Annotated in this window: 25 protein-coding genes; 11 read left to right on the forward strand and 14 right to left on the reverse strand. The window is 54.1% G+C overall.

Annotation, left to right across the window (positions count from 1 at the left end):
- Window positions 1–16: 16 nt before the first annotated feature.
- Genes HF685_RS06995 through HF685_RS07010 form a run of 4 tightly spaced genes read left to right on the forward strand, consistent with a single transcriptional unit; the run spans window position 17 to window position 3,925 of the window.
- Window positions 17–616 carry a CpaD family pilus assembly protein gene (locus tag HF685_RS06995; protein WP_168818901.1) on the forward strand — a complete coding sequence of 200 codons (600 nt, stop codon included), beginning with the start codon at window positions 17–19 and terminating at the stop codon, window positions 614–616.
- Entirely contained in the window at window positions 616–1,908 is a 1,293-nt protein-coding gene (locus HF685_RS07000) for a pilus assembly protein CpaE (RefSeq protein ID WP_168818902.1), read from the forward strand. The genes HF685_RS06995 and HF685_RS07000 overlap by 1 nt, the downstream gene beginning before the upstream one ends.
- Window positions 1,909–1,945: 37 nt before the next feature.
- Window positions 1,946–2,917 carry a type II secretion system F family protein gene (locus HF685_RS07005; RefSeq protein WP_168818903.1) on the forward strand — a complete coding sequence of 324 codons (972 nt, stop codon included), beginning with the start codon at window positions 1,946–1,948 and terminating at the stop codon, window positions 2,915–2,917.
- Window positions 2,918–2,935: 18 nt separating this feature from the next.
- On the forward strand, window positions 2,936–3,925 hold the full coding sequence (locus HF685_RS07010; RefSeq protein ID WP_168818904.1) for a type II secretion system F family protein: 990 nt from the start codon (window positions 2,936–2,938) through the stop codon (window positions 3,923–3,925).
- A 358-nt stretch (window positions 3,926–4,283) separates the two neighbouring features.
- Here the strand turns inward: HF685_RS07010 and HF685_RS07015 are convergent, their stop codons facing one another.
- The 7 genes from HF685_RS07015 to HF685_RS07045 all read right to left on the reverse strand — a co-directional run bounded on the left by HF685_RS07015 (window position 4,284) and on the right by HF685_RS07045 (window position 9,514).
- Window positions 4,284–4,727, reverse strand: a complete 444-nt coding sequence (locus HF685_RS07015) for a MarR family winged helix-turn-helix transcriptional regulator (protein WP_168818905.1) — start codon at window positions 4,725–4,727, stop codon at window positions 4,284–4,286.
- Window positions 4,728–4,736: 9 nt separating this feature from the next.
- Complete coding sequence (locus tag HF685_RS07020) at window positions 4,737–6,851, reverse strand: TonB-dependent receptor (RefSeq protein ID WP_168818906.1); 2,115 nt, start codon at window positions 6,849–6,851, stop codon at window positions 4,737–4,739.
- Window positions 6,851–7,483: a maleylacetoacetate isomerase gene (gene maiA, locus HF685_RS07025; protein WP_168818907.1), complete on the reverse strand. Its 633-nt coding sequence runs from the start codon at window positions 7,481–7,483 to the stop codon at window positions 6,851–6,853. The genes HF685_RS07020 and maiA overlap by 1 nt, the downstream gene beginning before the upstream one ends.
- Before the next feature lie 68 nt (window positions 7,484–7,551).
- Complete coding sequence (locus HF685_RS07030; RefSeq protein WP_168818908.1) at window positions 7,552–8,556, reverse strand: ribonuclease E/G; 1,005 nt, start codon at window positions 8,554–8,556, stop codon at window positions 7,552–7,554.
- An 8-nt stretch (window positions 8,557–8,564) separates the two neighbouring features.
- A complete protein-coding gene (locus HF685_RS07035; protein WP_168818909.1) occupies window positions 8,565–9,137 on the reverse strand; it encodes a Maf family protein in 573 nt (190 codons plus the stop codon).
- A gap of 15 nt (window positions 9,138–9,152) precedes the next feature.
- On the reverse strand, window positions 9,153–9,371 hold the full coding sequence (gene infA, locus HF685_RS07040; RefSeq protein WP_168818910.1) for a translation initiation factor IF-1: 219 nt from the start codon (window positions 9,369–9,371) through the stop codon (window positions 9,153–9,155).
- Window positions 9,350–9,514, reverse strand: a complete 165-nt coding sequence (locus HF685_RS07045; protein ID WP_168818911.1) for a hypothetical protein — start codon at window positions 9,512–9,514, stop codon at window positions 9,350–9,352. Before HF685_RS07045 ends, infA begins: the two co-directional genes overlap by 22 nt.
- Before the next feature lie 60 nt (window positions 9,515–9,574).
- On the opposite strand from HF685_RS07045, the gene HF685_RS07050 reads away from it, so the two are divergent.
- Complete coding sequence (locus HF685_RS07050) at window positions 9,575–12,178, forward strand: TonB-dependent receptor plug domain-containing protein (protein WP_168818912.1); 2,604 nt, start codon at window positions 9,575–9,577, stop codon at window positions 12,176–12,178.
- Between the two features lie 47 nt (window positions 12,179–12,225).
- On the opposite strand, the gene HF685_RS07055 is transcribed toward HF685_RS07050, so the two are convergent.
- Window positions 12,226–12,585 (reverse strand): PilZ domain-containing protein, encoded by a 360-nt coding sequence (locus HF685_RS07055; protein WP_168818913.1) that lies wholly within the window; start codon window positions 12,583–12,585, stop codon window positions 12,226–12,228.
- A gap of 102 nt (window positions 12,586–12,687) precedes the next feature.
- Window positions 12,688–13,071 (reverse strand): glycine zipper 2TM domain-containing protein, encoded by a 384-nt coding sequence (locus HF685_RS07060; RefSeq protein WP_168818914.1) that lies wholly within the window; start codon window positions 13,069–13,071, stop codon window positions 12,688–12,690.
- 178 nt (window positions 13,072–13,249) lie between these two features.
- On the opposite strand from HF685_RS07060, the gene HF685_RS07065 reads away from it, so the two are divergent.
- Both HF685_RS07065 and HF685_RS16565 read left to right on the forward strand, forming a co-directional pair.
- Window positions 13,250–13,639, forward strand: a complete 390-nt coding sequence (locus tag HF685_RS07065) for a tudor domain-containing protein (RefSeq protein WP_168818915.1) — start codon at window positions 13,250–13,252, stop codon at window positions 13,637–13,639.
- Between the two features lie 309 nt (window positions 13,640–13,948).
- Window positions 13,949–14,083, forward strand: a complete 135-nt coding sequence (locus HF685_RS16565; RefSeq protein ID WP_281352828.1) for a hypothetical protein — start codon at window positions 13,949–13,951, stop codon at window positions 14,081–14,083.
- A 124-nt stretch (window positions 14,084–14,207) separates the two neighbouring features.
- On the opposite strand, the gene HF685_RS07070 is transcribed toward HF685_RS16565, so the two are convergent.
- The 5 genes from HF685_RS07070 to HF685_RS07090 all read right to left on the reverse strand — a co-directional run bounded on the left by HF685_RS07070 (window position 14,208) and on the right by HF685_RS07090 (window position 19,674).
- Window positions 14,208–15,104, reverse strand: coding sequence for a NaeI family type II restriction endonuclease (locus HF685_RS07070; protein ID WP_168818916.1), 897 nt, complete (start codon window positions 15,102–15,104; stop codon window positions 14,208–14,210).
- Entirely contained in the window at window positions 15,097–16,053 is a 957-nt protein-coding gene (locus HF685_RS07075; protein ID WP_168818917.1) for a DNA cytosine methyltransferase, read from the reverse strand. Before HF685_RS07075 ends, HF685_RS07070 begins: the two co-directional genes overlap by 8 nt.
- A gap of 48 nt (window positions 16,054–16,101) precedes the next feature.
- Window positions 16,102–16,323 (reverse strand): hypothetical protein, encoded by a 222-nt coding sequence (locus HF685_RS07080; protein ID WP_168818918.1) that lies wholly within the window; start codon window positions 16,321–16,323, stop codon window positions 16,102–16,104.
- Window positions 16,323–17,375 carry a ribonucleotide-diphosphate reductase subunit beta gene (locus HF685_RS07085; RefSeq protein WP_168818919.1) on the reverse strand — a complete coding sequence of 351 codons (1,053 nt, stop codon included), beginning with the start codon at window positions 17,373–17,375 and terminating at the stop codon, window positions 16,323–16,325. The genes HF685_RS07080 and HF685_RS07085 overlap by 1 nt, the downstream gene beginning before the upstream one ends.
- A gap of 295 nt (window positions 17,376–17,670) precedes the next feature.
- On the reverse strand, window positions 17,671–19,674 hold the full coding sequence (locus tag HF685_RS07090) for a ribonucleoside-diphosphate reductase subunit alpha (RefSeq protein WP_168821348.1): 2,004 nt from the start codon (window positions 19,672–19,674) through the stop codon (window positions 17,671–17,673).
- A 674-nt stretch (window positions 19,675–20,348) separates the two neighbouring features.
- Here HF685_RS07090 and HF685_RS07095 point away from each other — a divergent pair.
- From HF685_RS07095 to HF685_RS07110, 4 genes are all read left to right on the forward strand, one after another.
- On the forward strand, window positions 20,349–21,122 hold the full coding sequence (locus HF685_RS07095) for an SDR family oxidoreductase (RefSeq protein ID WP_168818920.1): 774 nt from the start codon (window positions 20,349–20,351) through the stop codon (window positions 21,120–21,122).
- A 100-nt stretch (window positions 21,123–21,222) separates the two neighbouring features.
- Window positions 21,223–22,197: a patatin-like phospholipase family protein gene (locus HF685_RS07100; RefSeq protein ID WP_168818921.1), complete on the forward strand. Its 975-nt coding sequence runs from the start codon at window positions 21,223–21,225 to the stop codon at window positions 22,195–22,197.
- 92 nt (window positions 22,198–22,289) lie between these two features.
- The gene (locus HF685_RS07105; protein ID WP_168818922.1) at window positions 22,290–23,825 is read left to right on the forward strand and encodes a fumarate hydratase; all 1,536 of its coding nucleotides are present in this window, start codon (window positions 22,290–22,292) and stop codon (window positions 23,823–23,825) included.
- A gap of 210 nt (window positions 23,826–24,035) precedes the next feature.
- A complete protein-coding gene (locus HF685_RS07110) occupies window positions 24,036–24,530 on the forward strand; it encodes a hypothetical protein (RefSeq protein WP_168818923.1) in 495 nt (164 codons plus the stop codon).
- Window positions 24,531–24,533: the final 3 nt, after the last annotated feature.

Consider the following 24,533-nt stretch of genomic DNA (forward strand, 5'->3'; position numbering starts at 1 on the left):
GATTAGGAGAACCAAAATGCGTTTCGTTTCATCTGCACTTGTAATCGCTCTCGGGCTTTCGGTCACTGCCTGTGGAAGCACCACCGCAAACCGCTCGGTTAATAGCGAACGCCAGCCTGTTGTGACCCGGTCAAACTTCGTGCTCGACCTAAATGTTTCGGGAGGTGCGCTTTCATCGAGCGAACAAGACCGCCTCATTGGCTGGTTCGATGCATTAGATCTTGGGTACGGCGACCGTGTTGCCATTGAAGATCCAAGCTATGCTTCCAGCGCCGCAGCTCGAAGCACGGTAGAAGCCATAGCTTCGCGTCACGGTTTACTGGTCAGTGACCTAGCTCCTGTTACGGAAGGCTATATTCCTTCCGGAGCCATGAGAGTGGTCGTATCTCGCGCGACGGCGTCCGTGCCTGGCTGTCCGGACTGGAGCCATCGTAGCCATACCGATTTTCAGGGCCGGACCAGCGCCAATTATGGATGCGGTACGAATAGTACCATGGCCGCCATGATGGCCGACCCGAATGATCTTGTCCGCGGACAAAGCGCAGACGGGGAAGATCAGGAAAAAGCTTCGAAAGCCATTCGCGCTTATCGCGACAAAAATGTTGGAGGACAATAATGAACGCTCCTTGGAAACCAGGTGGAGCCGTAAATGGACGTGATCCGTTTGCCGCATTCCTCTGCGATGACGATACCCTCGACATTCTGCGCCCAGTTGTCGAAGAAATGGGTTGGCCGGCAGACAAGTGCCACAAAGGCGGATTGCGCAATGCTGTTCAATCATTGTCGGTAGCCGCAAGTCCGAATATCCTGCTGGTTGATCTCTCCGAATCCGGCGATCCTCTTAGCGACATAAACTCGCTCGCTGAAGTTTGCGAGCCAGGAACCGTCGTGATTGCAATGGGTCAGGTAAACGACGTTCGCTTGTACCGTGACCTTATCGTCAGCGGTTTGCAGGACTATTTGCTAAAACCATTTAGCCCTGAACAACTGCGCGATGTGCTCAGCCAGGCACAGGCGGTTCTGAACGCTCCAAAAGTGGAAGATGGAGCCAGTGACAGACCACATGTTTCAACTGCTGTCATTGGCACAAGGGGCGGTGTCGGGGCATCAACCATTGCGACATCTCTTGCCTGGTTGTTGAGTAGCGAAAAAGAACGCCTAACAGCCTTTCTCGACCTTGATGTCCATTTTGGTACCGGCGCGCTGTCGCTGGATCTGGAACCGGGCCGCGGCTTAACTGATGCGATTGATAATCCAAGCCGCATTGATGGTCTGTTTATTGAACGCGCGATGATCAAGGCAAATGACAAATTGTCTTTGCTGTCGGCAGAGGCACCTATCAACTCACCAATGATGACCGATGGCACTGCTTTCTTTCAACTGCAGGAAGAATTCCGCGCTGCTTTTGAATGCACCGTTATCGATCTGCCGCGCGACATGCTGATTAATTATCCGCACCTGCTTGGCGATGTCAATGCGACGGTTATTGTGACCGAATTGACACTGGCATCTGCTCGTGATGCAATCCGGTTGCTCTCATGGCTTAAATCACACGCGGCGCAGAGTAAGGTCATTGTGGTGGCTAACAAAGTACAATCGAGCAATCTTGAAATCTCGCGTCAGGATTTTGAAAATTCCATTGAACGGAAAATTGACATCATGATCCCTGCCGATCCCAAAGCTGCAGCTCAGGCGGCAAAATTGGGCCAGGCGTTTGTGGAAGCGAATAAATCAAGCAAAGCAGCAGCTAAAATTGTTGAACTTTCGGGACAAATTCTAGGAGCCGTGGCTTCGGAAGATGATGACGGCGAGCAAGCGGGCAAGCAATCGCTCATGGGCAAGCTTGGCGGACTAAAATCATTGCTTCCTTCAAAAAAGAAAACTGCGGACGCGCCTGCATCTGAATGATGCAGCCACCGATTCCGGAGAGACAGGACATTAGACCATGGATATGATGCAAGTAGCTATAATCGCGACTGGCGGATTAGTTTTTGTGCTGCTCGTAGCATATGCGTTAATGGGCCCTTCGCAGGCAAAAGCGCAGGCAAAGAGACTGGAAAATTTAAAATTCCGGTATTCGGATAGCGCTGATGCGAAAATGCAGGCGCAAATGAAAAAGGTCGTTAGCGCACGAAAAAGGCATCACCGTCCCGCAGGTGCCAATATGACCAGGATAGAAAGCCTGGCCATCCGGCTCGAAAAAACCGGCAAAAAATGGACGATTTCGCAATTTTTTTACACTGCCGGCGGGATTTTTACCGTCGTTGCACTGTTGCTATTTTTGCAAGGCGCACCGATCTTCCTTTGTCTTTTCGTCGGTTCCGCGTTGGGATTTGGCCTGCCGCATTTAATCGTAGGTTTTCTTATAAAACGCCGCGTTGCCAAGTTCACTGCCAAATTCCCGGATGCTATTGAATTGCTCGTGCGCGGTCTGCGTTCCGGCCTTCCTGTTACAGAGACAATCGGCGTTGTAGCAAAAGAAATTGACGGACCGGTCGGCGAAGAATTTGGTAAAGTCGTGGACCGGATCAAGATCGGCCGAACGATGGAAGATTCCTTGCAGGAAAGCGCAAAACGTCTTGATACACCAGAGTTTAAGTTTTTCTGCATTACCATTGCCATTCAGCGGGAAACTGGTGGTAACCTTGCAGAAACACTTTCCAACCTGGCAAACGTGTTGCGTCTGCGCGGTCAGATGAAACTTAAAATTAAAGCCATGTCCTCGGAATCAAAAGCATCGGCCTATATTGTCGGTTCATTGCCTTTCATCGTGTTTGGTATGGTTTACTCCATCAACCCAGAATATCTCGCAGGATTTTTCTATGAAGAGCGTTTGATTATTGCGGGACTTGGCGGCCTTACATGGATGAGCATTGGCGTGTTCATCATGGCGAAAATGGTCAGCTTTGAAATCTAAAGTGAAGGTGTCGGTACAATGACCACAGCAGGCGGTCCAACATTATTAGGCATTGATGTCCTTTGGGTGGCAACCCTTTTGGCAGCTGTTGCGACTGTTGCGGTTTTATTCGCGCTCTATGCAGCCGTCACAGTTCGTGATCCCATGGCTAAGCGGGTCAAATCACTTAACGAACGCCGTGAGCAGCTCAAAGCCGGTATTACCGCTTCTACGACCAAGAAGCGCGCCAAGCTGGTCCAGCAAAACGACACGACAGATAAGATGCGCAATATGCTGTCTTACCTCAAGGTGCTTCAGGATGATCAGCTGAAGGAAGCGCAGCAAAAACTGGCGCAAGCGGGCATCAGGTCCAAAGACTTGGCCTATGCGGTCATTTTCAGCCGGATGGTTCTGCCCATCATCCTGGGTGGCGGTGCAGCGCTGATGATATATGGCTTCGGTTATCTTGCTGAATGGACGGATTTCAAGAAGTTCATGGTCTTCGCTGGCGCAACACTGGCAGGCTATAAGGGCGCTGATATTTATGTTGGCAACCTTGTCTCAAAACGAACCGATCTGGTCCGCAAGGGTTTGCCAGACGCAATTGACCTCTTGGTTATTTGCGCGGAAGCTGGCCTTACGGTTGACTCAGCCTTTGGCCGCGTCGCCAAGGAACTGGGCGATGCTTATCCCGAATTGGCCGATGAATTTTCGTTGACATCTATCGAACTGGGCTTCCTGACCGAGCGACGCATGGCGTTCGAAAATTTCGCCTACCGCGTCAATCTCGATCATGTGAAGGGCGTGGTGACCACCATGATCCAGACCGAGAAATATGGTACACCACTTGCATCCGCGCTGCGCGTTCTGTCAGCAGAATTCCGGAATGACCGGATGATGCGCGCTGAAGAAAAAGCCGCGCGTCTGCCAGCTATTATGACAGTGCCTTTGATCCTGTTTATTTTGCCCACGTTGTTCATCGTGATCCTGGGGCCTGCAGCCTGCTCCATCTCCGATGCCATGATGTAACAAGACAGCGACTACACAATCAAAAAGAGCGGCCCTGAAAAGCCGCTCTTTTTATTGTAAGCGCGCAATTTACAATAATGGTCAAAAACTGGTGTGCGGGGCTCGTATTGAGGATAGTCACCTACTTGTTCTGAAGTAAACATACAACTGAGGTAGGGTCGCAAAAACCTCAGTCGTATGAACCGCACAGGCATCCGCTAGGCCATTTCGTGATAAAGCTCTATTTTATAATATATTTTTTATTATTTCGGACTGATTTCTCAGCTGTTCAGTCCCTCGGGATTTGTCCAAATAGAGGCTTCGTCTCCCCGATGCGCTGCATGACTTGGCGCGTAGGGCGATAGCAAATTGGGTGCAGTCATTCAGCGATAATATCATCCGCTGATTGTTTGACGCGGGCAAGCATGGAAGAAAGCTGCGTTTGCTCATCGGCGCTCAGCACCGTCATTATTTTCTTTTCCATCGCTTCTGCAATCGGCATGATCTGATCATATAATTCCCGCCCGGTTGCGCTCAATATCAGATGGTGAGATCGGCCATCGGCACTATTAGGGCTCCGGTCAAGTAATGCCCGGTCTACCAACGCCTTGACCGCGCGGTTCACGGTGACTTTGTCCATCAATGTCGCTTCAACCAAATGGCGCTGGGTCGATGCACCGCGGCTACCTAACACCGCCATAACCCGCCACTCCGGTATTTTCAGGCCGAAACGGCTTTTATACTCGCCCGCAATCAAGCCGCTCACCGCATTGGACGCAGTGGACAGTTGATAGGGAATGAAATCGTCTAAACTTGAGCTCATATGTAATATTTATTCAATTTTGGTGCGAAGTCCAATCCAAAACGTCCGAGGGAAGGTTCTTTCGATAATATTATTGCCGCTAATACCTGCCTCTACCCGCACATTGAACAGGTTTTCAAGCCGTGTTTCGACCAACAAGCTATCGTTAACGGCAAAACCCAACCGCCCGTCTACGGTGAAAGCATCGTTCAGCGACTGAATATTGACATCATCCTCAAACTGCTGGCCAATGTAGCGCAGCGAAACTGCCGCACCTGTTCCGTTATCCTGCTCCCAGCGAAGGGAAGCCGACGCATTATGCCTAGGGATTTGGGCAGGGCGAAGTCCGTTTACGGCCGTCGCCACGCCAGAGCTTTTGACATCGGCATTCACGTAGGAATAAGCAACGCGGACAGAAAGGCCATCGGTGAGATCACCCAAATCAAACTCGGTATCAATCTCCAAACCTTTGGATTCGATGCTGTCAAGATTTTGCCGTTGGCTGAAGGTGCCTGCGCCAGAAACAAAACCAACGCCGGGAAACAGCCCCGGACCATTGGCCAGCGTTACATTGGCAATCGCATTATCGAGTTGGTTATAGAAAGCGGTCACGCCGATAGCGACATTGCCGCTATCCCAATCCAGACCCAGTTCCACGCCTTTCACCCGCTCTGGCTCGAGCAGTTCATTCGCTGCCGTCGCATCGTCACCGACGCGAAACGGACGGAATAATTCATTTAACGTCGGCAAGCGCCAGCCCAGATAAGCGGCTCCGCGCAGCTTTAGCTCGTCAGTTACATTAAATGCAAAACCGCCGCGTCCGGTAAACTCTGTGCCACTGCGGCCCGCAAATTGTTCATCGCTGCGCACTGCGCCGGGAAACGGATTGATGAGTTCAATCTCGCGGCGAAATCCATTGTCGATGGACCAGAAATCAACGCGTCCACCACCCGTCAGGATTAGCGCATCGACAATCTGCGCACTCGCCTCGATAAAGCCGCCATAAGTCGCCGTGCTGCCGCCTGCTCTGCGGCTGCGACGCGGCGTGTCATTGTCGGCAAAGAAGAAATTTTCATTGGTCACGCCTTCGGTCCGGCGCCAATCGCCGCCGATGCGCAGTTCAATGGAATCGCCGACAGGAGGCCGCACTTCAAACCGCGCGCCTAGACCGGTGGACGGCACGTTAAATTGCTCAAACACCCGGCTCACCGAATTGCGATCATCGGCAACCCCGCCAAAGCTGACATCGAAATTGCGGATCTGGACATAGCCAAGAGCCGACCATTGCCAGCCAGTATCAGAACGATTGACCAGCCGGATGCTGGCATCGGCACCGTCGTTGTGATTTTCGCTGAAGGCAAAGCCACGTTCACGATCATCGGTGAACGCGCGGACATTGGCCTGTAGTTCTGTATTTTCAGAGATCGGCGCAACATAGCGCACAGCAAGACCCGCCTGCTCATATTCCGCCGGACGGTCAACAGAACCACGCTGGCTTTCGATGATCGGAATAAAGCCATCACCGCGTGCGTAACTGGCGGAAATTGTCAGTTGGCCCTGCCCCAGTTCGCGACCAAAGAGCACATCAGCATCGACGCTGTTACGGCTGCCGTAAGCTGCTCCGAGTTCGATGAGATTCCCAGAATTTTGGCTGAAAAGTTCGATTGTTCCAGCAACGGCCCCTGCACCATTAGTACCGCTGCCACCGCCTCGCTCTATCCGAGCAGATCCAATGGCAAGCGATTCATATCCTGGCCACGCAACCCAGCCCCCAAATGGGTCGGCTTGCGGAACACCATCAAGCAACAAGAGGGCGCGGGATGATGCATTGCCGCCCAAGCCCCGTAATGTAATGCCTTGGCTGGTTGGGTTTGCGGATCGCGCGTCAGACCTCCGGAATTGTTGCAGATTTGGAACTTGACGCAAGGCATTCTCAATAGGGTGTACCGCGCTCATTGCGATATTTTGCGTACTATAAGCTGCGTCACCCAATGAGAGAGGTAGTCCGGTAACCACGATCTCGGGCGTCCTGTAACATGCTATTACAATTTGGTTGCTGGAATCGTCCGCTTCTGTGTGGCCATCTTGCCCCCAGACCGGCACGCTTACAGCCGCCAGCGGGAGCGCTAAAATCCATTTTTTCATTATTCAGGTTTCACAAGTTCGGGAGTAGCTTTCTGAAAAGCCTCCAGCTCATTGCAAGCCGCATCAATTAGCACCAGTTTCGGAAAGAGGCTCAAATCCGTCTCAAACCGCCGTGCATTGTACATTTGCGGGACCAGACAGACATCCGCTAAATTGGGTTGCTCCCCGCCGAAGAAACCGACTTTGGGTGCCATTGCTTCGAGCGCTGCGAAACCTTCGCTAATCCAGTGGCGGTACCAGTGATCAATCGCGCTCTGCTCTTGCCCGAGCTCATCCTTGAGATATTTCAATATCCGCAGGTTGTTAACCGGATGAACATCCGCAGCGATCACCAGTGCTTGTGCCAAGGTTGTGGAGCGTTCCACCGGATCGCTGGAAACCATCGGTGGATTGTCCACTTTCGCATCCAGATAGTCGATTATTGCGAGCGACTGGGTGAGATCATGACCATCCATCGACAGCATCGGCACGAACCCCTGAGGATTCCGCGCAACATAATCCGCAGCCTTATTGTCGCCGTCGAGGAGGCTCGTCGAAACGGCCTTATACGCAAGGCCTTTAAGATTGAGCACAATACGAACGCGGTAGCTCGCCGAGCTGCGCCAATAGTCATAGAGAATGATATCCGTCATGGGCTGGCTTGTGCATAGAGCCGACGGCAATTGCAAGCGATGCTGCCGGAGAACAGCGAAAAAATTCGCTAGCTCACCGACCCGCCATTGATTGCAATACTTCCGCTGGCTTCCACCGAAACCGCCCTGCCCGTGCGCTTGGCCAATTTATCCAGCCAATGCTGGCGTTGTGCCAATTTCGCCGCAATCGCCGGGTGGACCTTGATATCCATCGAACCACTGCCACCGCTTCGTTCCGCCTGGCGCAGTAACGCAAGAGTGGCAGTCAACACCTTGTCTGATTGCACAATCTCCGGCACGGAAGCGCGCGTTTTACGGCTGACAATCTGCATGAAACCGAAACCATTTATCGCCGTGCGTTCACAATCCGCTGTCATATGCTCATCGAATATCACCGCAGCCGCATTGCGCTCCGCCTTGGCCTCCAATGTTGGAAAATCGACTCCGACATTCCCCGTGATATCGAGCCGGACCAATGCCAGCGCCACTTCTCGCGCCGCCCGTTTGGCCAGTTCAAACGGCGGCAACGGACCATCTACGTCAATCACCGTCATCGCCGGCGTGAGTGAAAACAGCAATGTACCACCTTCAAATTCAATCCGTCCGGATCCGGCCTGCTCTATCGCCTCGTGCCAGCCGCGCTCTGCGAAATGATCAGTATCATGCGGATGGAGCTGTTTCAAAACCTGCCCGGAAGCCTCCATCCATGCCATCAAATCCGGCCCAGAACGCAACATTGCGCCGTCTGGAGCGGGCTTAACCTTGGCCCGTTTCATCTGTCCTCCGCGTTCGGCCATTGCCTCACGCACCACTTCAACGCGCATCGAACTGCCCTCGGTCAGGCCCTTCGGCAAAGGCTGCAGTAAAGCTTCCTCACCACTTTCCAGAACCACGATACCGGATTTTCCAGCGACCCATTGGTCGTTGAATTTGGCATCGACAACGGCGCCTGCCCGAGCGATATCGCTTTCGCGCTCTATGAATATTCTTGTGCACTGGCCATTTTCAATCAGCATGGCCCGGTTCTCACCGATCCCGGCCTCAAACAGCCAACCGTTTTGAAAATCAGCCATGGTCGAAATCAAGCAACGGGATAACCTGATGAAATCAGCAAATTGCGCGTTTCGTACAGCGGCAGCCCCATGATCCCGCTATAACTGCCGGACATCCATGTCACAAAGGCCTCAGCTTGGCCCTGAATAGCATAGCCACCGGCCTTGCCATCGCCTTCACCGGATCCGATATAAGCCTCAATCTCGCGCGTTTCGAAGCGTTTGAATTTCACAATGCTATCGGATAATTTTGTCCGCGGCTTGCCATCAGCAGCAATCACACAAACCGAGGTCATCACGTGATGACGCCGCCCACTGATAAGCTCAAGAAATTTGCGCTGCTCGGCAGCATCTGCTGCCTGCCCCAATATTCTGCGGCCAACAGCCACTGTAGTATCACCTGCGATCAGTATTTCATCCGCCGCACGTTTGACCGCAACAGCCTTTTCCAGGGCCATGCGCAGAACATAGTCACGCGGCAGCTCTGCCTTGTGTGGGGTTTCGTCAATATCGGGAGAGATCGTCCGGTCTGGCGTAACGCCCAGACGGCCAAGCAACTCCAGACGTCTTGGACTGGACGATGCAAGAACGAGCCGCGTCACAGCAGCACAGCCAGTCTATTTAAAGCGATAGGTGATACGACCCTTGGTAAGGTCATAAGGTGTCAGTTCGCAAAGCACTTCGTCACCAACCAGCACACGGATACGGTTTTTGCGCATTTTACCTGCGGTGTGACCCAAAATTTCGTGACCGTTTTCCAGTTCGACCCGGAACATCGCATTGGGGAGCAGTTCGCGAACCATTCCCTTCATTTCTAGTAGCTCTTCTTTTGCCATTCGGCTTTACTTTTTCCTTGAGAATCTTTGATGTTGCGGTGCGCCATAAACCCAATTTTTGCAAAAGGGAAGATATTGCTGACATGCGAAGTTTCGCGCCGATAGACCGCGACAATTTGATGCAATGAAAATATTGCACTCACCCGGTACACACGGCATTCGGGACAGGTTCTTTCAAAACCTCCCTCCCCTATGAGTACAGCATGAAAATCCCCTCCCCCAAACTGTTCCTTACAAGTGCGACAGCTCTATCCACCAGCCTTGCCAGCCCCGTCTTCGCACAGTCGGCCGACGAGGGCATTTACGAAAATGACGAAATCGTGGTGATCGCGGAACGTCCTCGCGGATCTGTAAATTCCGATATTCCTCCGATTGAGGAACTGAGCGAGCAAGATATTGCGAGCTACGGGGCGTCTTCGATACAGGATCTGGTGGAAGCCCTTTCGACCTCCACCACATCCAGCCGCGGGCGCGGTAGCGGTCGGCCGATTGTTCTGATCAACGGCCAGCGCACCTCCGGCTTTCGCGAAATCCGTGATTTGCCGCCGGAAGCAATCAAAACCGTACAGGTCTTCCCGGAAGAGCTTGCCCTTCAATATGGCTACCGGCCCGACCAGCGGGTCATCAATTTCGTACTCAAGGATGGATATTTCGGATTCAGTTCAGAAGCGGAATATGGCGTTCCGACACGCGGCGATCAGGGTCAGCTTGAGCTGGAATCAACAATTACCAGCATCGGCGAGAACAGCCGCATGAATGTGAATGTCGAATATCAGAACAAGACCGCGATCACCGAAGCCGAACGCGATATCATTCAAGATACCGCCAGTGCGCTCGTTGGCCTTGGTGATTTCAGGACGCTTGTCGCGCCGTCGGACAATTTCGAAATCAACGCTGTGTACAGCCGCAACTTCAGCAGCGGTACTTCGCTCTCGGTGAACGGCAATTACATCTATGACCAATCCCGCCGATTATTGGGGCTCCCCGGCGGCACTTTGACCCTGCCCGGCGGCGATAATCTATTCCGCTACTTTACCGAATTTGGCCCGCTGAGACGCAATGTATTGACTAATACAGGCAATTTCGGTGCGACGCTCAATGGATCGCTGTCGGAATGGCGTTGGTCGCTGACCGCTGATTATGCCCGCGAACAAACGGACACATCAACAGACCGTTCCAGCGACAGCCCGGCGCTGCAAGCTGCGATATTGGCCGGAACCGCCGATCCGCTGGCAGCAAGCTTTGGCCCGCTGTTGACCGCCCCGCGCACGGATGAGGCGCGATCCGTCAGCCAGACACTCAACAGTCTGGCGACCATGGCCGGCACGCTGGCGACTATCCCTTCCGGCGCGATTACCGCAACGATCCGCGGCGGCTACAACCGGCAAGACCTCAATAGCCGCGACATTACCGCTGGCATTGTCACCAACACCGATCTGGGCCGCGATAATCTGAGCACCGGCATCAATATAGAAATTCCGCTCGCCGACGAGAATATTGATGTGGAGGAAGCGATTGGCAAGCTCTCGATCAATGGCAATATCGGCTATTCAGAATTGTCGGATTTCGGCGGATTGCTCGAATTTGGCTTCGGCCTGAACTGGGAACCGCTGGACGGACTGGTGTTCACCGCATCGGCCATTGGCGAGGAAGCCGCACCGACGATCTCCCAGCTTGGTAATCCGGTCATTGTGACGCCGAATGTGAATGTGTTTGATTTCACTCGCGGCGAATCCGTGCTGGCATCGATCACCACCGGCGGCAACCCGAACCTGCTTGCCGAAAAACGTCGCGATATCAAGCTGGCGGTCAACTATCGGCCCAAATGGCTGGATGGGCTGACTATCCTGACCGAATATTTCCGCAACAACAGCACCAATGTCGCCTCCAGTTTCCCCCTGCTAACGCCAGAGATCGAGGCTGCCTTCCCGGATCGCGTCACCCGGGATGCGAGCGGTCAATTGATCGCCATCGATCAGCGGCCAGTGAGTTACAGCAATGTTAGCAGCGAGCGCATTCGTTACGGGATCGATTTCTCCAAGCAATTTGGTGAACGCGGCGGCAGAGTTGGCTTTGGGCGTGGTGGCGGGCCCGGTGGTGGGCCTGGTAGCGGGCCTGGTGGCGAGCGTGGCGCAGGCGGTGGCCGACCGGATGGTGCGGCGGGCGGCAGACCGGAAGGCGCTGGCGATAACGCCGCTGGTTCGACCGAAAAACCGGAAGGCACCCCTCCTGCTGACGGTGCCCGAGCAGAAGCGCGGCCCGGCGGTGGACCGGGTGGAGCCAGAGCAGGTAGCGGTCCGCGTGGCACAGGCGGCAGACCGAGCGGCGGGCGCTGGCAGCTATCCGCCTATCACACCATCCGCCTGGAAGACCGCATCCTGATCCGCCCCGGCGTGCAGGAGCTGGATTTGCTGAAAGGCTCAGCCATCGGCTCCTCCGGCGGCAGCCCGCGCCATGAATTTGAACTGAGCGGCGGCTGGTTTAACAACGGCATAGGCTTCCGCGTGGAAGGCAAACACCAGACCGCGACGCGGGTTGACGGCGGCGCTCTTGGCGGCTCTGACCTGCGCTTTTCGGACCTGACGACGCTCAATCTGAGGATGTTCATCAACCTCGATGATCGCGGTTCGCTGACCGAGAAGGTGAAGTTTTTCAAGGGCAGCCGGATTGCCTTCCGGTTCGACAATATTTTTGACGATATCCAGGACATACGCGATGCGGGCGGGCTGGTACCGCTCAATTACCAGCGCGGTTTTGTCGATCCTGTCGGGCGCTATGTCGAGGTGAGTTTCCGCAAGCGGTTTTAGGGTTTTCGGAAGCGGTAAATGGGGTCACTCTCCCCATAATTCTGCGATCAGCGCCAGATTGCGGTGGCGGAATTCACTACGTTTTTCTCGTGTGTTTCGGCATGGTTGACGATCCAGCGCAACCGCTCGAGTTCGGTGGGTTTCAGCGGATCAGCAAAGGTCACGCCGCAGCGGCCATCCCTGACCCAGCTGACATCACCCAGCGTCTCGATCCGCTCGATGCGGATCATCACCGTGGTGCCCAGACGGGGTTCGCGCTCCAGATGCAGGCGGCATCCGGTCCGCGAGACATTTTCCACCCGGCACTGCTCGGAATAGCCGGTCGTCTGCAACCCGCCATCAATAGCAATATCAAGCCGCGGCACCGCGCGCTTGCCCAGCTTGCCGAATGTGGTGTTCCTGATCATGATGGGTATTGTACCATGGTGGGGTGAATATTTGGTTATGCGGCAGGGTGCATTTGATAGTCAGTCACCGCAGTGCCGCCGTCCCCCCGTCCATAATTTAGTTTATCGGCACTTGAGCCCACCGCGATCAATTTCGCGGCCAAGGAGCGCGCCGCCAGCGGCACCCAATAATGTACCGACAGTACGATCCCGCCCGCCATCAAGCTCCCGCCCAAGCAGAGCACCGACCGCACCGCCGATAATCAATCCGGTCGTGCCATTGTCGCGTTTGCAATGATAGCGGCCATCATTCCCGCGCCAGATACGGTCATCGCGGCGCAGAGCCTGTGGCTCATAATAGCGCCCGCGATCATCATATCTATTCTTGTGCTTGTTCTTCACCTTGTAATAGCCATGCGCCTTGGCATGGTTAGGCGGATCGGCGAAGGCGGTGGCGGTTGGGACCACCAATGAAGCGGCGGCGAGTGACATCAGAATATTGCGCATGGGGGGTGTTTTCCATTGTTGTTTTTATAACGTGACGGGTTGTTACAAACTGCAGTCTGAACGAAAGGTGAGCGGCAGGTTATCGCCCATGCAGACTGAGTCCCGCTGTCGCACCGCAGCGGCTGGTCAACAAAATGCGCTTGTGATATAATGGGCGTATAGGCGAGGGGAAAATAAAATGAAGAAGCTCTTGATAATCGCTGGCAGCGCGCTGGCAATAGCCGGTTCCAGCGCGGCTTATGCACAGTCCTACGGCCAGGGCCAATGGGTGCTGTCCCGCAGCGCGGTCGGCGGAAGCCATTATTATCCCGGCGTTGTGGCCAGCGCATCGGGAAACCAGGTGACGATAAACTTTGACGATGGTACCACCGAAACCCGCCCCGCCAGCCAGGTGCGCCCCTATGACTGGCGCGTCGGCAGCTTCATCCGCTGCATCTGGCGGCCGGACGGCAATGTCTATGGCGCGATGATCCAGAATATTTCCGGCGGCGGAACGAAGCTCACCATCCGCTATGTTGACGACGGCATTGTCGCCACGGTCAAGACCGGGGAATGCTATTCCGATTGATGAATAGCAAAAGTTGCAAAAGTGCCGCGGCGCGTGAGAGCAGCAAAGGCGCGGGTCGCGGTTGTTAGCGGTTTGGGCGTTTGCGGCTATCAAATGGGTGCCCAAAACAGGCGCGGTTGTTTGCACTGGGGTGCGTGAAGGGTTGCGGTGACGCGCATTCGCCCCACTACGCGCCATGCGGAACAATAAACGTGAAACCGCGACCCTATACCCGTCTTGCCGAACTTGTTTCGGCATCCCCCGAGGCTAGAACGCATCCTGCCGACGGAGATCCTGAGCCGAAGACCAGCGCAGCTAAACAAGTTCAGGATGACGAAGAAGGAAGGCACTGGCGCGACAAAACCCGTCATTGCGAGCGCAGCGCGGCAATCCAGAGCGTCGTTCACAACCGCTCTGGATTGCCGCGTCGCTCCGCTCCTCGCAATGACGGTGAATGATGGGTAGGGAAGATAGGGTGTAATAGTTTGGGGATTGTTGCACCTGTCACCGTAATTCAACGGCCACCTCAAGGATTTTGATCGGGCGCATAAGGAAAAAATGCGGGCGGGTATGCAGTCACAGCACAAAACTAAGTGATATGTCCTGCCGTGCGAAGCAACACTCTTTCAGTTTCACTTTTAGGCGCATAGGAAAGAAACTCCCTATATCCAAATCGCAAACCAAGCCGTCGCATCAGTTCACCGTCAATTTCGGAATATAATATTGCGATGCCTTTGGGTTTCAAAATATCCCGTGCACCCTGATTTGATCTTATTCGTTTCATAAAATCATCCTGTGCAGCGACGGCCGCAATTTGCACTCTGGACACAGGAACGTTCTGATATCGTTCAAACAACATGGCGAGCCTTTTTGTCCCACCCTTTAGCGACATAATTTCATGCCGGTCGCTGTCACTCACGATGGTCCAGAAATTTGGCGTGTAACCATAATCCCAGACGATCTGCCAGATATTGTCTCGGCCAGCAGCGGAGATTGATGTTTTCTTATCGCGGTTAGCCCCTGCTCTAAGATATTCCGGGCGCGCTTTGATGAGGCCAAAGCTGCATTTTGCTTTTGTTTCATCGACGCGCATCAGTATGCAGAACTGATCAATTGCTTCTGGCGGGATCATCCAGCCGGATTTTCCGGCACTTGTGAATTTCACATCGACTTCACGTTCACCAATCAACAGGTCGAGATAAATGCCTCTTGGCACTTTCAACCAATCGCGTAACAATATCTCAAATTTTGTCCCCAAATATGTCTTCTCGGTCTTCTCCAGTTCCTTGAAGAAAAATCGCCCTGTTCGAGCGGTATCAATGACCTCATCAATGGCGGATCGGAAAAAGCTGCGGAGCTTTTCTTCGAATGCCTGTTTCCCACCCACGGCAACCATCAGGTCCATTTCAAGCGATTGCAGATCGGCAAAGTCCTGGTGATCACTGTCTAACGGCCTATAGCCGCTATCAGGAAACAGGTCAGGCAACCGCCCGAACCGGGAAATGCTTTTGCACGGAGAGCGCGATTTTCAGGTTATTGGCCACAGCCCTCGCCACCGGAGGCGGGAAAGCGTTGCCGACTTGGCGGTAGCTTGATGTCTTCTTACCATAAAATTGCCATTCATCGGGGAAGCCCTGAATGCGGGCGACCATACGGACGGTCAAACGCGGCATGCCCACAAAATCGCGTTCAGGCGCTTCGTTGGACAGGCTCTTGCCTTCGACACCCAAGCTCGCCCATGCCTTGCGGGCGCGGGTGGGGCCTAGGTCGGGGCCGCCATGCTTTTTGGAACCACCGACGATGGTGGGGCCGATATCATTCGCGCGATTGGCCCATTTGCGCGCACCGCGCCAGCCGCCTTCGGCCATCAGGTCATAGAGCGTCTCGCCAACCGATGGCGGATTGTGCGGTAGCGCCGTGGGCCAATCAAACGCATCGGTCAGGTCTTTGCGAATGGCCACGATCACAACCCTCGGACGAAGTTGCGGGACACCGTAATCGGAAGCATTGAGCAAGCGCCAATCAACCGTGTAACCGAGTTTCTGGAGTTGCTTCTTGAGCTGCCCGCGATAATCCTCGAACACGGCAGAGAGGAAACCGCGCACATTTTCGATCATCACTGCCTTGGGGCGGATTTCATCGATCAGGCGAATGGCCGCAGGGAACAGATTGCGTTCGTCACGTTCGCCCAATTGTTTGCCGGCCATCGAAAACGGCGGACAAGGCAAGCCAGCAGCAAATAAATCCATGCCTTCAAACGGACGGCCGTCAAAACCGTTCATGTCCGCCGTATGCACATCCCATTGCGGGCGATTGAGTCGCAAGGTTTCGGCAAAATCAGGTTCAATCTCAATCAGCGCAGAATGTTTAAATCCCGCCTGCTCCAGACCCAAAGCCTGTCCGCCGGCCCCTGCACAAAATTCAATGGATTGCATTAGTTGTTCTCGCGTTACCCGTTGAACATAACAAGAACAATATGATTATCAATCGTCTTTGTCAAACTCAGTATCTATATGGATATTCCATACTGCCACAACCGAATCTTCTCCTAACCAAGAAACCTTTGAAACCTTCAACCGTGCCTCTCCTACTGATCCTAAACCTTTAGAATCAGAAAAATGAATTGTGTCTCCTACGGCTGGTATTCCTGGCATTTCCAAGAGACGATTTCCACCGTTTGGGAGAAACATTTTGATTTTTTGCATCACTCCGCAGCAACTCCCGCCTGTTCAAACATATCCTCGCCATCATCCACCGGCGTATCATCTTCGTTCGCGACTTTGCTTTTGCGTTTGTCGAAGCTGCTCCAGACTTCGTTCCAGTCACCCTTGGTGGCGCCTTTGGAATATTCCGTCGCGCGGGTTTCGAAGAAGTTGGCGTGTTCGACGCCGTTGATCAGCGGGGCGAGCCAGGGGAGCGGGTGGTCTTCGATCATGTAGATCGGCTGGAAGCCCAGCTGGTTCAGGCGCCAGTCGGCAATATAGCGGATGTAGCGCTTGATTTCCTTGGCGGTCATGCCGGTGACCGGGCCGTCGCTAAACGCCAGATCGATAAACGCATCTTCCAGCCGCACAGTCTTCTGGCAGCAATCGATAATATCTTCCTTGACCGATTTGGTCAGGCAATCACGTTCCTGGCAGAAGGTGTGGAACATCTTGATAATGCCTTCGCAGTGCAGGCTTTCATCGCGGATCGACCAGGAGACGATCTGCCCCATGCCCTTCATCTTGTTAAACCGCGGGAAGTTCATCAGCATGGCGAAGCTGGCGAAAAGCTGAAGCCCTTCGGTAAAGCCGCCGAACATCGCCAGCGTTTTGGCAATATCCTCGTCATTATCGACGCCGAATGTGCCCATGTAATCATGCTTGTCCTTCATCGCTTCATATTCGAGGAACATCGAATATTCGCTTTCGGGCATGCCGATGGTGTCGAGCAGATGCGAGTAAGCGGCGATGTGGACGGTTTCCATATTGGAGAATGACGTCAGCATCATCTTGATTTCGGTTGGCTTGAACACGCGGCCATATTTGTCGTGATAGCAATCCTGCACCTCGACATCGGCCTGGGTGAAGAAGCGGAAGATTTGCGTGAGCAGGTTGCGCTCGTGATCGGTCAGCTTCTGCGCCCAATCGCGGCAATCCTCGCCCAAGGGCACTTCTTCCGGCATCCAGTGAATCTGCTGCTGGCGCTTCCAGAAATCATAGGCCCAGGGATATTCAAAGGGCTTGTAGGTTTTGCGTGCTTCCAGAAGTGACATTTTTACTCTTTCTCCGCTCTATATACTTTCACCCTCTCCCCAGCGGGGAGAGGCAACGCAGACTTGGCAGCTTGTCTGCCTAGTCGAAGTCGGTGAGGGGTTCGACATCTCTGGTGCAGAGCACCCTCACCCAGCGCCGGCCAAATTCGCGTTCCGCTCATCAAGCCTTTGCAACCCTCTCCCTTGAGGGAGAGGGATAATATACTCCTTTTAACTCTCAAAGAAAACGACCCCCTCCCCAAAAGGAGCAAAGGGAGGGGGCAGTGGGCAAACTTACTCTATTGGCAAAATCCGATCACTGACACGCCAGACATTCGTCATAATCCGTGGTGCCAGCCGTCGTCATCAGCTCGACCTTTTTCGGGTCCAGCGTGTTATCCGCCTCCACCCCGCCTGACATGCCGCCAGTAACTTCGGTCGCCGCCGTGTCACCGACAAAGCCGGCGCGCTGGATGGATTTGCTGCGCAGATAATAGAGCGACTTGATGCCCAGTTCCCATGCGCGGAAGTGGAGCATCAGCAAGTCCCATTTGTCGACGTCGGCCGGGATGAACAGGTTCAGCGACTGCGCCTGATCAATAAACGGCGTGCGGTCTGCGGCGAGTTCGAGCAGCCAGCGCTGGTCAATCTCGAAGCTGGTCTTGTAGGTGTCTTTCTCATCCGTGCTGAGGAAATCCAGATGCTGGACGCTGCCGCCTTTTTCAAGGATGCTGTTCCACACATTGTTGCTGTCCTTGGATTTCTCCTGCAGCAATTTTTCCAGATGCGGGTTTTTGACCACGAAGCTGCCGGACAGCGTTTTGTGGGTGTAGATATTCGCCGGGATCGGCTCGATACAGGCTGATGCGCCGCCGCAGATGATCGAGATGGACGCGGTGGGCGCAATCGCCATCTTGCAGCTAAACCGCTCCATCACGCCTTGGTCAGCCGCATCAGGACAAGGCCCGCGCTCGTGCGCCAGCATCATACTCGCTTCGGACGCCTTCGCCGAAATATGCTTGAAAATCTTCATATTCCACGATTTTGCCATCGCGCTTTCAAAACCAAGCCCGCGTGCTTGCAGGAAGCTGTGATAGCCCATGACGCCCAGACCAACGCTGCGCTCGCGGCCGGCAGAATATTTGGCGCGCGCCATTTCGGGCGGTGCACGGTCAATATAATCCTGCAATACGTTATCGAGGAAACGCATCACATCCTCGATAAATTCCTTGTCGCCGCTCCACTCATCCCATTTTTCAAGGTTAAGCGAGGACAGGCAACACACTGCAGTCCTGTCCTCGCCCAAGTGATCGCGACCCGTGGGCAGTGTGATCTCGGAACAAAGATTGGAGGTAGATACTTTCAAGCCCAGATCGCGGTGATGCTTGGGCATCATCCGGTTCACCGTGTCGTTGAAGATGATGTAAGGCTCGCCGGTTGCCAGCCGCGTTTCGACCAGTTTCTGGAAGAGCGAACGCGCATCCACGGTGCTGCGAACGCTGCCATCCTTGGGTGATTTGAGATTAAACTCGGCGCCATCGCGCACGGCTTCCATAAACTCGTCGGTCAGCAGAACGCCGTGGTGGAGATTGAGCGCTTTCCGGTTAAAATCGCCAGAAGGCTTTCTGATTTCAAGGAATTCTTCAATTTCGGGATGGTCAACATCAAGATAGCAAGCCGCCGAGCCGCGCCGCAAGCTGCCTTGCGAAATCGCCAGTGTCAGGCTGTCCATCACGCGGACGAACGGGATGATGCCGCTGGTCTTGCCGTTAAGACCCACAGGTTCGCCAATACCGCGCACGCTGCCCCAGTAGGTGCCGATGCCGCCGCCCTTGGACGCGAGCCAGACATTCTCGTTCCAAGTGTTCACAATGCCGCCAAGGCTATCATCAACGCTATTGAGATAGCAGGAAATCGGCAAACCGCGACCGGTGCCGCCGTTGGACAGCACAGGCGTTGCGGGCATGAACCAGAGCTTGGAAATATAGTCATAAAGACGCTGCGCATGCTCCTGATCATCGGCATAGGCATCAGCCACGCGCGCGAACAGGTCCTGAAAACTTTCATCAGGAAGCAGGTAGCGATCCTTCAATGTTTCCTTGCCAAATTCGGTCAGCAGATCATCCCGCGCGTCGTCGGTCGTGATCTTGAACCGGCGCTGCTCCACGCTATGGCTATCGCGCTCCGCTTTCAGCTCTTTTTCATCATTGGCTTTTTCAGCCGCCGCTTCGGATGCTGCTTTTTTGCTAACTTCGGGCTCTTTCGCCGGAACCGCATCTTCAATTTTACTCTTTGGCGTATCCAATACTTCCGCGCCCATATCCAAATCATCCATATCCCGGGAATCGTCCCGGCTATCTCTAAATTCCATTAAAGCCCCCTAAAAAACGCAACAAATCCAAACTGCGACCATCACTGACACTAGCTCTGATGGCCGGCACCAAAATAAACCACAAAATCCCGTCGATTTCGCAGAGCTGATGCCGGACTGTTTGTTCCTGTCTTGTTCGACTCGGGCCGAAGCTTTGACACTAGCATTTTATCAGTCCGGATGGGCGATTATTTTTCCGCCCTCAAATCCGAAAAATCGCTTGCGATTCGGCACAAAGGGAGGCAACCGCCGAGTCGGCGTCACAATCGTTAAACACAAGCTGTTGGTGTGCCCCTAGGCCTAACCACAACCTATAGTGGCTGATCTAGAAATTTATGCAAGAGGGTAAATGACATTTTAATGACTCATTTCGTCGCATAAATGAATCGCTTCATCGACAGGCATTTCATGTTGCAGCGCAGCGACGCGTGGACTTGCTAAGGCAAATGAAAAGCGCAAGAGTCTGTGTGAAATTTTACAATGTTTTTATCCACAATTCGTACACAGGCCATACACAGGGGTGCATGAAGAATTTGTGACACCAGATATGGTGATTAGATTAGATAGGACCGAATGATAAACTTCATATGTACATCGGGCCCCATTTCGATCACCATCGGAATATGAAACTAAATCTAGAGAATAAAACAGTGCTGGTCATGGCCGGCAGCAAGGGCATCGGCTTCGCGACCGCCAAAGGTTTTCATGAAGCCGGCGCACAGGTCGCTATCTGCGGGCGGTCGCAGGACAATCTGGATGCAGCTTTAGCAGAGCTACCCGGTTGCTTCGCGGTTGCCGGAGATGTTTCGCAGGCAGCCGATATCGATCGCATTATGTCGGCCGTAAACGCGCAACTCGGTGGCATCGACATATTGGTGAATAATGCAGGCGGCCCTCCCCCCGGCTTATTTGAACAGCTTAACGATGATGATTGGGACAAAGCGGTCCAGCTCACGCTCATGTCCGTCGTGCGCGCAACGCGATTGGTTCTGCCGCATATGCGGGAACAGAAATGGGGACGGATCGTCAACATATCATCCTCGGGTGTGAAACAACCGGTTCCCGGCCTGACCCTGTCCAACAGCATACGCATGGCTGTTCAGGGATGGGCCAAAACTCTGGCCAATCAGGTCGCGGCCGATAACATATTGGTGAATACTGTTTGCCCCGGCTTCACCAACACTGATCGGGTGACCGAAATCCTGAAACAACAGTCGGAAGCATCAGGCAAGACAATCCCCGAAATCGCCACCGGTCTTGCGTCCCAAATCCCCCTTCAGCGCATCGGCGAACCCGAGGAAATCGCAAATCTCGCTGTTTTCTTGGGCTCCGAAGCGGCCAGCTTTATGACGGGCACGGCCATTCAGGTTGATGGCGGTTCCTCACAAAGCTACTGAATACATAGGTTTCGCACCAGATGAGGTGCGCGTGCTGATAATTTATGCTACAGGATTTCCGGGTCGATTACCGCTGGCATCAGCGTGAAGGAGAGACCCTATGTCCAATGAACTGGCGGCTGTATTATCTGGTGGAGGTGCCAAGGGTGCCTTTCAGGTTGGCGTACTCGATGAACTTATCACCAATCGCGGCGTCAAAATCGACATATTTGCTGGCGTTTCCACTGGTGCGATCCAGGCACTGGGCGGCGCGATGGACGATATGCCCGGCTTGCTCGATCAATGGCTGACGATAAAACGCAACACAGATGTCTACAGAAAACGCCCCTTTGGCGTTGCCGGGGCAATATTCGGCGCGGATTCACTCTATGACGCCAAAGCGATCAAGCAGAAGATCCTCGACTACGCAGACCCCGCCAAATTGCGCAAAGCCAAACGCAAATTGCGCGTAGGCGTGGTCAGTCTCGCCACCGGGCGATATATTGATGTCGACGAGAAAAACCCGCGCATTGGTGACTGGGTTTATGCTTCGAGCGCGCAGCCGCCATTTTTCCAGCCGTTACAATCGCGAGATGCCAATGGCGTGATTGAACAATGGGTGGACGGCGGGGTTCGCAACATCACGCCGTTAAGCTCCGCGATGAAATTGCAACCTCGCGCACTGCTGGTGATATTGGCTTCACCGCCAACGCCTGCGCCCGAACCAGGAAAGACCTATGATAATCTGGTCGATATCGGTTTGCGGTCGGTCGGTATCCAGACCAGCGAAGTCGCCGCCAATGACGTTGGCAATGCGATGCTGATCAACGATCTGATTGCTGCGCGCGAAGCCCAATTTCGGAAACTGACCGACTTCGGTCTGCCCGCCAGCCAGATCGCCGATGCGCTGATGCCAATCGACGCCCAGCTATCGCGCTACAGTTTCGCGCCAGTGCGGATCATCGCCCCGGAACCGGATTTCGAGGCAGCCGACACGCTCGAGTTTAATCCTGTCAAAATCAGGGCAGCGATAGATGCCGGACGCAAAGCGGTGGCGGATCAATGGCCTTCGCTCAAAATGTTCCTGAAGGTCTGATTTCAACACTTCGACACAAGGCCTTGCCCGACAACAACATATGAGCCAAAAGAATGTCCGGATCGCATGACCTTTAGACTCCCGGAGCAGATATGCCAGCAACAGATAATGTCACCATCAAAACCGCCGATCTGATTGAAAGCGTTGCCGATGCGCTGCAGTTTATCTCTTACTATCATCCGATGGATTATATCCGCGCGCTGGGCAAAGCCTATGAGGCAGAGAAGTCACCGGCGGCAAAGGATGCGATTGCGCAGATTTTGACCAATAGCAAAATGTGCGCCGAGGGACACCGGCCGATTTGTCAGGACACCGGCATTGTGAATGTGTTCGTCAAATGGGGCATGGATTGCCGACTGGATGACACATCGCAATCGATGCAGGAGATTGTCGATGAAGGCGTGCGCCGCGCCTATCTGCATCCCGAGAATAAATTGCGCGCTTCCATATTGGCGGACCCTGCCTTCACGCGGCGCAATACCAAGGATAATACGCCCAGTGTGCTGCACGTCGAGATGGTTCCCGGAGACAAGGTCAGCGTAGACGTCGCGGCCAAAGGCGGCGGGTCCGAAAATAAATCCAAATTCAAGATGATGAACCCATCTGACAATATCGTCGACTGGGTGCTGGAAATGGTGCCACTGATGGGTGCTGGCTGGTGCCCGCCAGGAATGCTCGGCATCGGTATTGGCGGCACAGCGGAACGCGCGGTGCTGCTTGCCAAGCAATCACTGATGGACCCGATTGATATGGGGCAACTCAAGCAACGCGGCCCGCGCAACGATATGGAAGAGATGCGGATCGAGATATTCGACAAGGTGAATGCATTGGGCATTGGCGCGCAGGGGCTCGGCGGTTTATCGACCATATTGGATGTGAAAATCAACGACTGGCCCTGCCACGCAGCGGGTAAACCGGTCGCGATGATCCCCAATTGCGCCGCCACCCGCCACGCGCATTTTACGCTGGATGGCAGCGGCCCAGCCTATCTGGAGGCACCCAAGCTCGACGAATGGCCAGATGTCAACTGGACGCCTTCGTCGGAGGCCAAGCGCGTCCACCTCGACAAACTCGATGCCGCAGAAGTCGCGACATGGAAACATGGCGACCGGCTGCTGCTCAACGGCAAGATGCTCACCGGGCGCGATGCTGCGCACAAGAAGATCAAGGATATGCTCGACGCTGGCGAAGAACTACCCGTCGATTTCAAGGGGCGCGTGATATACTATGTCGGCCCGGTTGATCCGGTTGGCGAGGAAGTGGTTGGTCCCGCCGGTCCAACCACCGCAACCCGGATGGACAAATTTACCGATATGATGCTGGAGCAAGGCTTGCTCGCGATGGTCGGCAAAGCGGAACGCGGGCTCGACACCGTCGCTTCGATCAAGAAGCACAAGAGCGCCTATCTGATGGCCGTCGGCGGCAGCGCCTATCTCGTCAGCCGTGCAATCAAGGGATCGAAAGTTGTCGGCTTTGAAGACCTCGGCATGGAGGCGATCTACGAATTTGAGGTGCAGGATATGCCAGTGACGGTAGCGGTCGATGCCGAAGGGCAAAGCGTCCACCATCTTGCGCCATTGGTTTGGCATGAGAAGATCAGGAAAGAGGGGTTGCTGGAGGCGGTTTAGCAGATATAGCTGTTTGTAAGCACCGCGCTTACAAATGCCGTCCGTAGTAGATGATTTAAGTATGCCCTTAGTAGGAGGCTCGCCCAATTTTGGAGAGCCCAATGTCATTATATATATCAAACTCTTCTCCTACCGGAGATGAAGCCAACTGGTTAAAAACACGAAGTCAAATCAATAAGCGAAAACGGTTTAAGACAAATGGCCCGCAAAATGAAACTCTTCTCCCCTCACGCACCCGTCCCCCTCGCCCGCATTCTCGAGAAGGAGATGGACCGCGAGTGGACGCAGAAGGAAAAGAACAAGGGACGCGTCATGGGTGGCGGCACCGAAGAGAAAATTTTGTTGCGCGTCGTAAAGCACAATATACGCAATGATTTTTCGACCTGTCTGGAAGGCAAAATGAAGGCAGAGCGCGGCGGGACGCTTATCACGGCGCGGATGGGCAAAGCCCGTAGCCTGAATGTCTTCATGGTCTTCTGGTTCGGGTTTCTGGGCTTTTTCATGCTGATGAGCCTCATGGTGCTAGGCAGCGATGATGCGCCCTTGAGTTTCAAAGTGCCGTTTTTCGGTATTCCGTTTTTGATGATGCTCGCGGGAGTCGCGATGATGCGGTTTGGTGGTCATAGTGCCGGGGAAGACAAGCAGCGCATTCTAGAATTTCTCGCGGAGAAAGTTAAAGCAACGCCGGAACGCGGAGATATTTAAGCG

It is taken from the genome of Parasphingorhabdus halotolerans (assembly GCF_012516475.1).
Lineage (GTDB): Bacteria > Pseudomonadota > Alphaproteobacteria > Sphingomonadales > Sphingomonadaceae > Parasphingorhabdus > Parasphingorhabdus halotolerans.

Excerpts from the sequence above, each read along its gene's own strand:
- HF685_RS07060 (WP_168818914.1), bottom strand. The coding sequence starts at position 13,071 with ATGCGCAATATTCTGATGTCACTCGCCGCCGCTTCATTGGTGGTCCCA.
- HF685_RS07075 (WP_168818917.1), bottom strand. The coding sequence starts at position 16,053 with ATGCAATCCATTGAATTTTGTGCAGGGGCCGGCGGACAGGCTTTGGGT.
- infA (WP_168818910.1), bottom strand. The coding sequence starts at position 9,371 with ATGGCAAAAGAAGAGCTACTAGAAATGAAGGGAATGGTTCGCGAACTG.
- HF685_RS07095 (WP_168818920.1), top strand. The coding sequence starts at position 20,349 with ATGAAACTAAATCTAGAGAATAAAACAGTGCTGGTCATGGCCGGCAGC.
- HF685_RS07110 (WP_168818923.1), top strand. The coding sequence starts at position 24,036 with ATGAAACTCTTCTCCCCTCACGCACCCGTCCCCCTCGCCCGCATTCTC.
- HF685_RS07065 (WP_168818915.1), top strand. The coding sequence starts at position 13,250 with ATGAAGAAGCTCTTGATAATCGCTGGCAGCGCGCTGGCAATAGCCGGT.
- HF685_RS07000 (WP_168818902.1), top strand. The coding sequence starts at position 616 with ATGAACGCTCCTTGGAAACCAGGTGGAGCCGTAAATGGACGTGATCCG.
- HF685_RS07090 (WP_168821348.1), bottom strand. The coding sequence starts at position 19,674 with ATGGGCGCGGAAGTATTGGATACGCCAAAGAGTAAAATTGAAGATGCG.
- HF685_RS07020 (WP_168818906.1), bottom strand. The coding sequence starts at position 6,851 with ATGAAAAAATGGATTTTAGCGCTCCCGCTGGCGGCTGTAAGCGTGCCG.
- HF685_RS07005 (WP_168818903.1), top strand. The coding sequence starts at position 1,946 with ATGGATATGATGCAAGTAGCTATAATCGCGACTGGCGGATTAGTTTTT.
- HF685_RS07050 (WP_168818912.1), top strand. The coding sequence starts at position 9,575 with ATGAAAATCCCCTCCCCCAAACTGTTCCTTACAAGTGCGACAGCTCTA.
- HF685_RS07105 (WP_168818922.1), top strand. The coding sequence starts at position 22,290 with ATGCCAGCAACAGATAATGTCACCATCAAAACCGCCGATCTGATTGAA.
- HF685_RS07010 (WP_168818904.1), top strand. The coding sequence starts at position 2,936 with ATGACCACAGCAGGCGGTCCAACATTATTAGGCATTGATGTCCTTTGG.
- HF685_RS07015 (WP_168818905.1), bottom strand. The coding sequence starts at position 4,727 with ATGAGCTCAAGTTTAGACGATTTCATTCCCTATCAACTGTCCACTGCG.
- HF685_RS07100 (WP_168818921.1), top strand. The coding sequence starts at position 21,223 with ATGTCCAATGAACTGGCGGCTGTATTATCTGGTGGAGGTGCCAAGGGT.
- HF685_RS06995 (WP_168818901.1), top strand. The coding sequence starts at position 17 with ATGCGTTTCGTTTCATCTGCACTTGTAATCGCTCTCGGGCTTTCGGTC.
- HF685_RS07030 (WP_168818908.1), bottom strand. The coding sequence starts at position 8,556 with ATGGCTGATTTTCAAAACGGTTGGCTGTTTGAGGCCGGGATCGGTGAG.
- HF685_RS07085 (WP_168818919.1), bottom strand. The coding sequence starts at position 17,375 with ATGTCACTTCTGGAAGCACGCAAAACCTACAAGCCCTTTGAATATCCC.
- HF685_RS07080 (WP_168818918.1), bottom strand. The coding sequence starts at position 16,323 with ATGCAAAAAATCAAAATGTTTCTCCCAAACGGTGGAAATCGTCTCTTG.
- HF685_RS07055 (WP_168818913.1), bottom strand. The coding sequence starts at position 12,585 with ATGATCAGGAACACCACATTCGGCAAGCTGGGCAAGCGCGCGGTGCCG.
- HF685_RS16565 (WP_281352828.1), top strand. The coding sequence starts at position 13,949 with ATGACGAAGAAGGAAGGCACTGGCGCGACAAAACCCGTCATTGCGAGC.
- maiA (WP_168818907.1), bottom strand. The coding sequence starts at position 7,483 with ATGACGGATATCATTCTCTATGACTATTGGCGCAGCTCGGCGAGCTAC.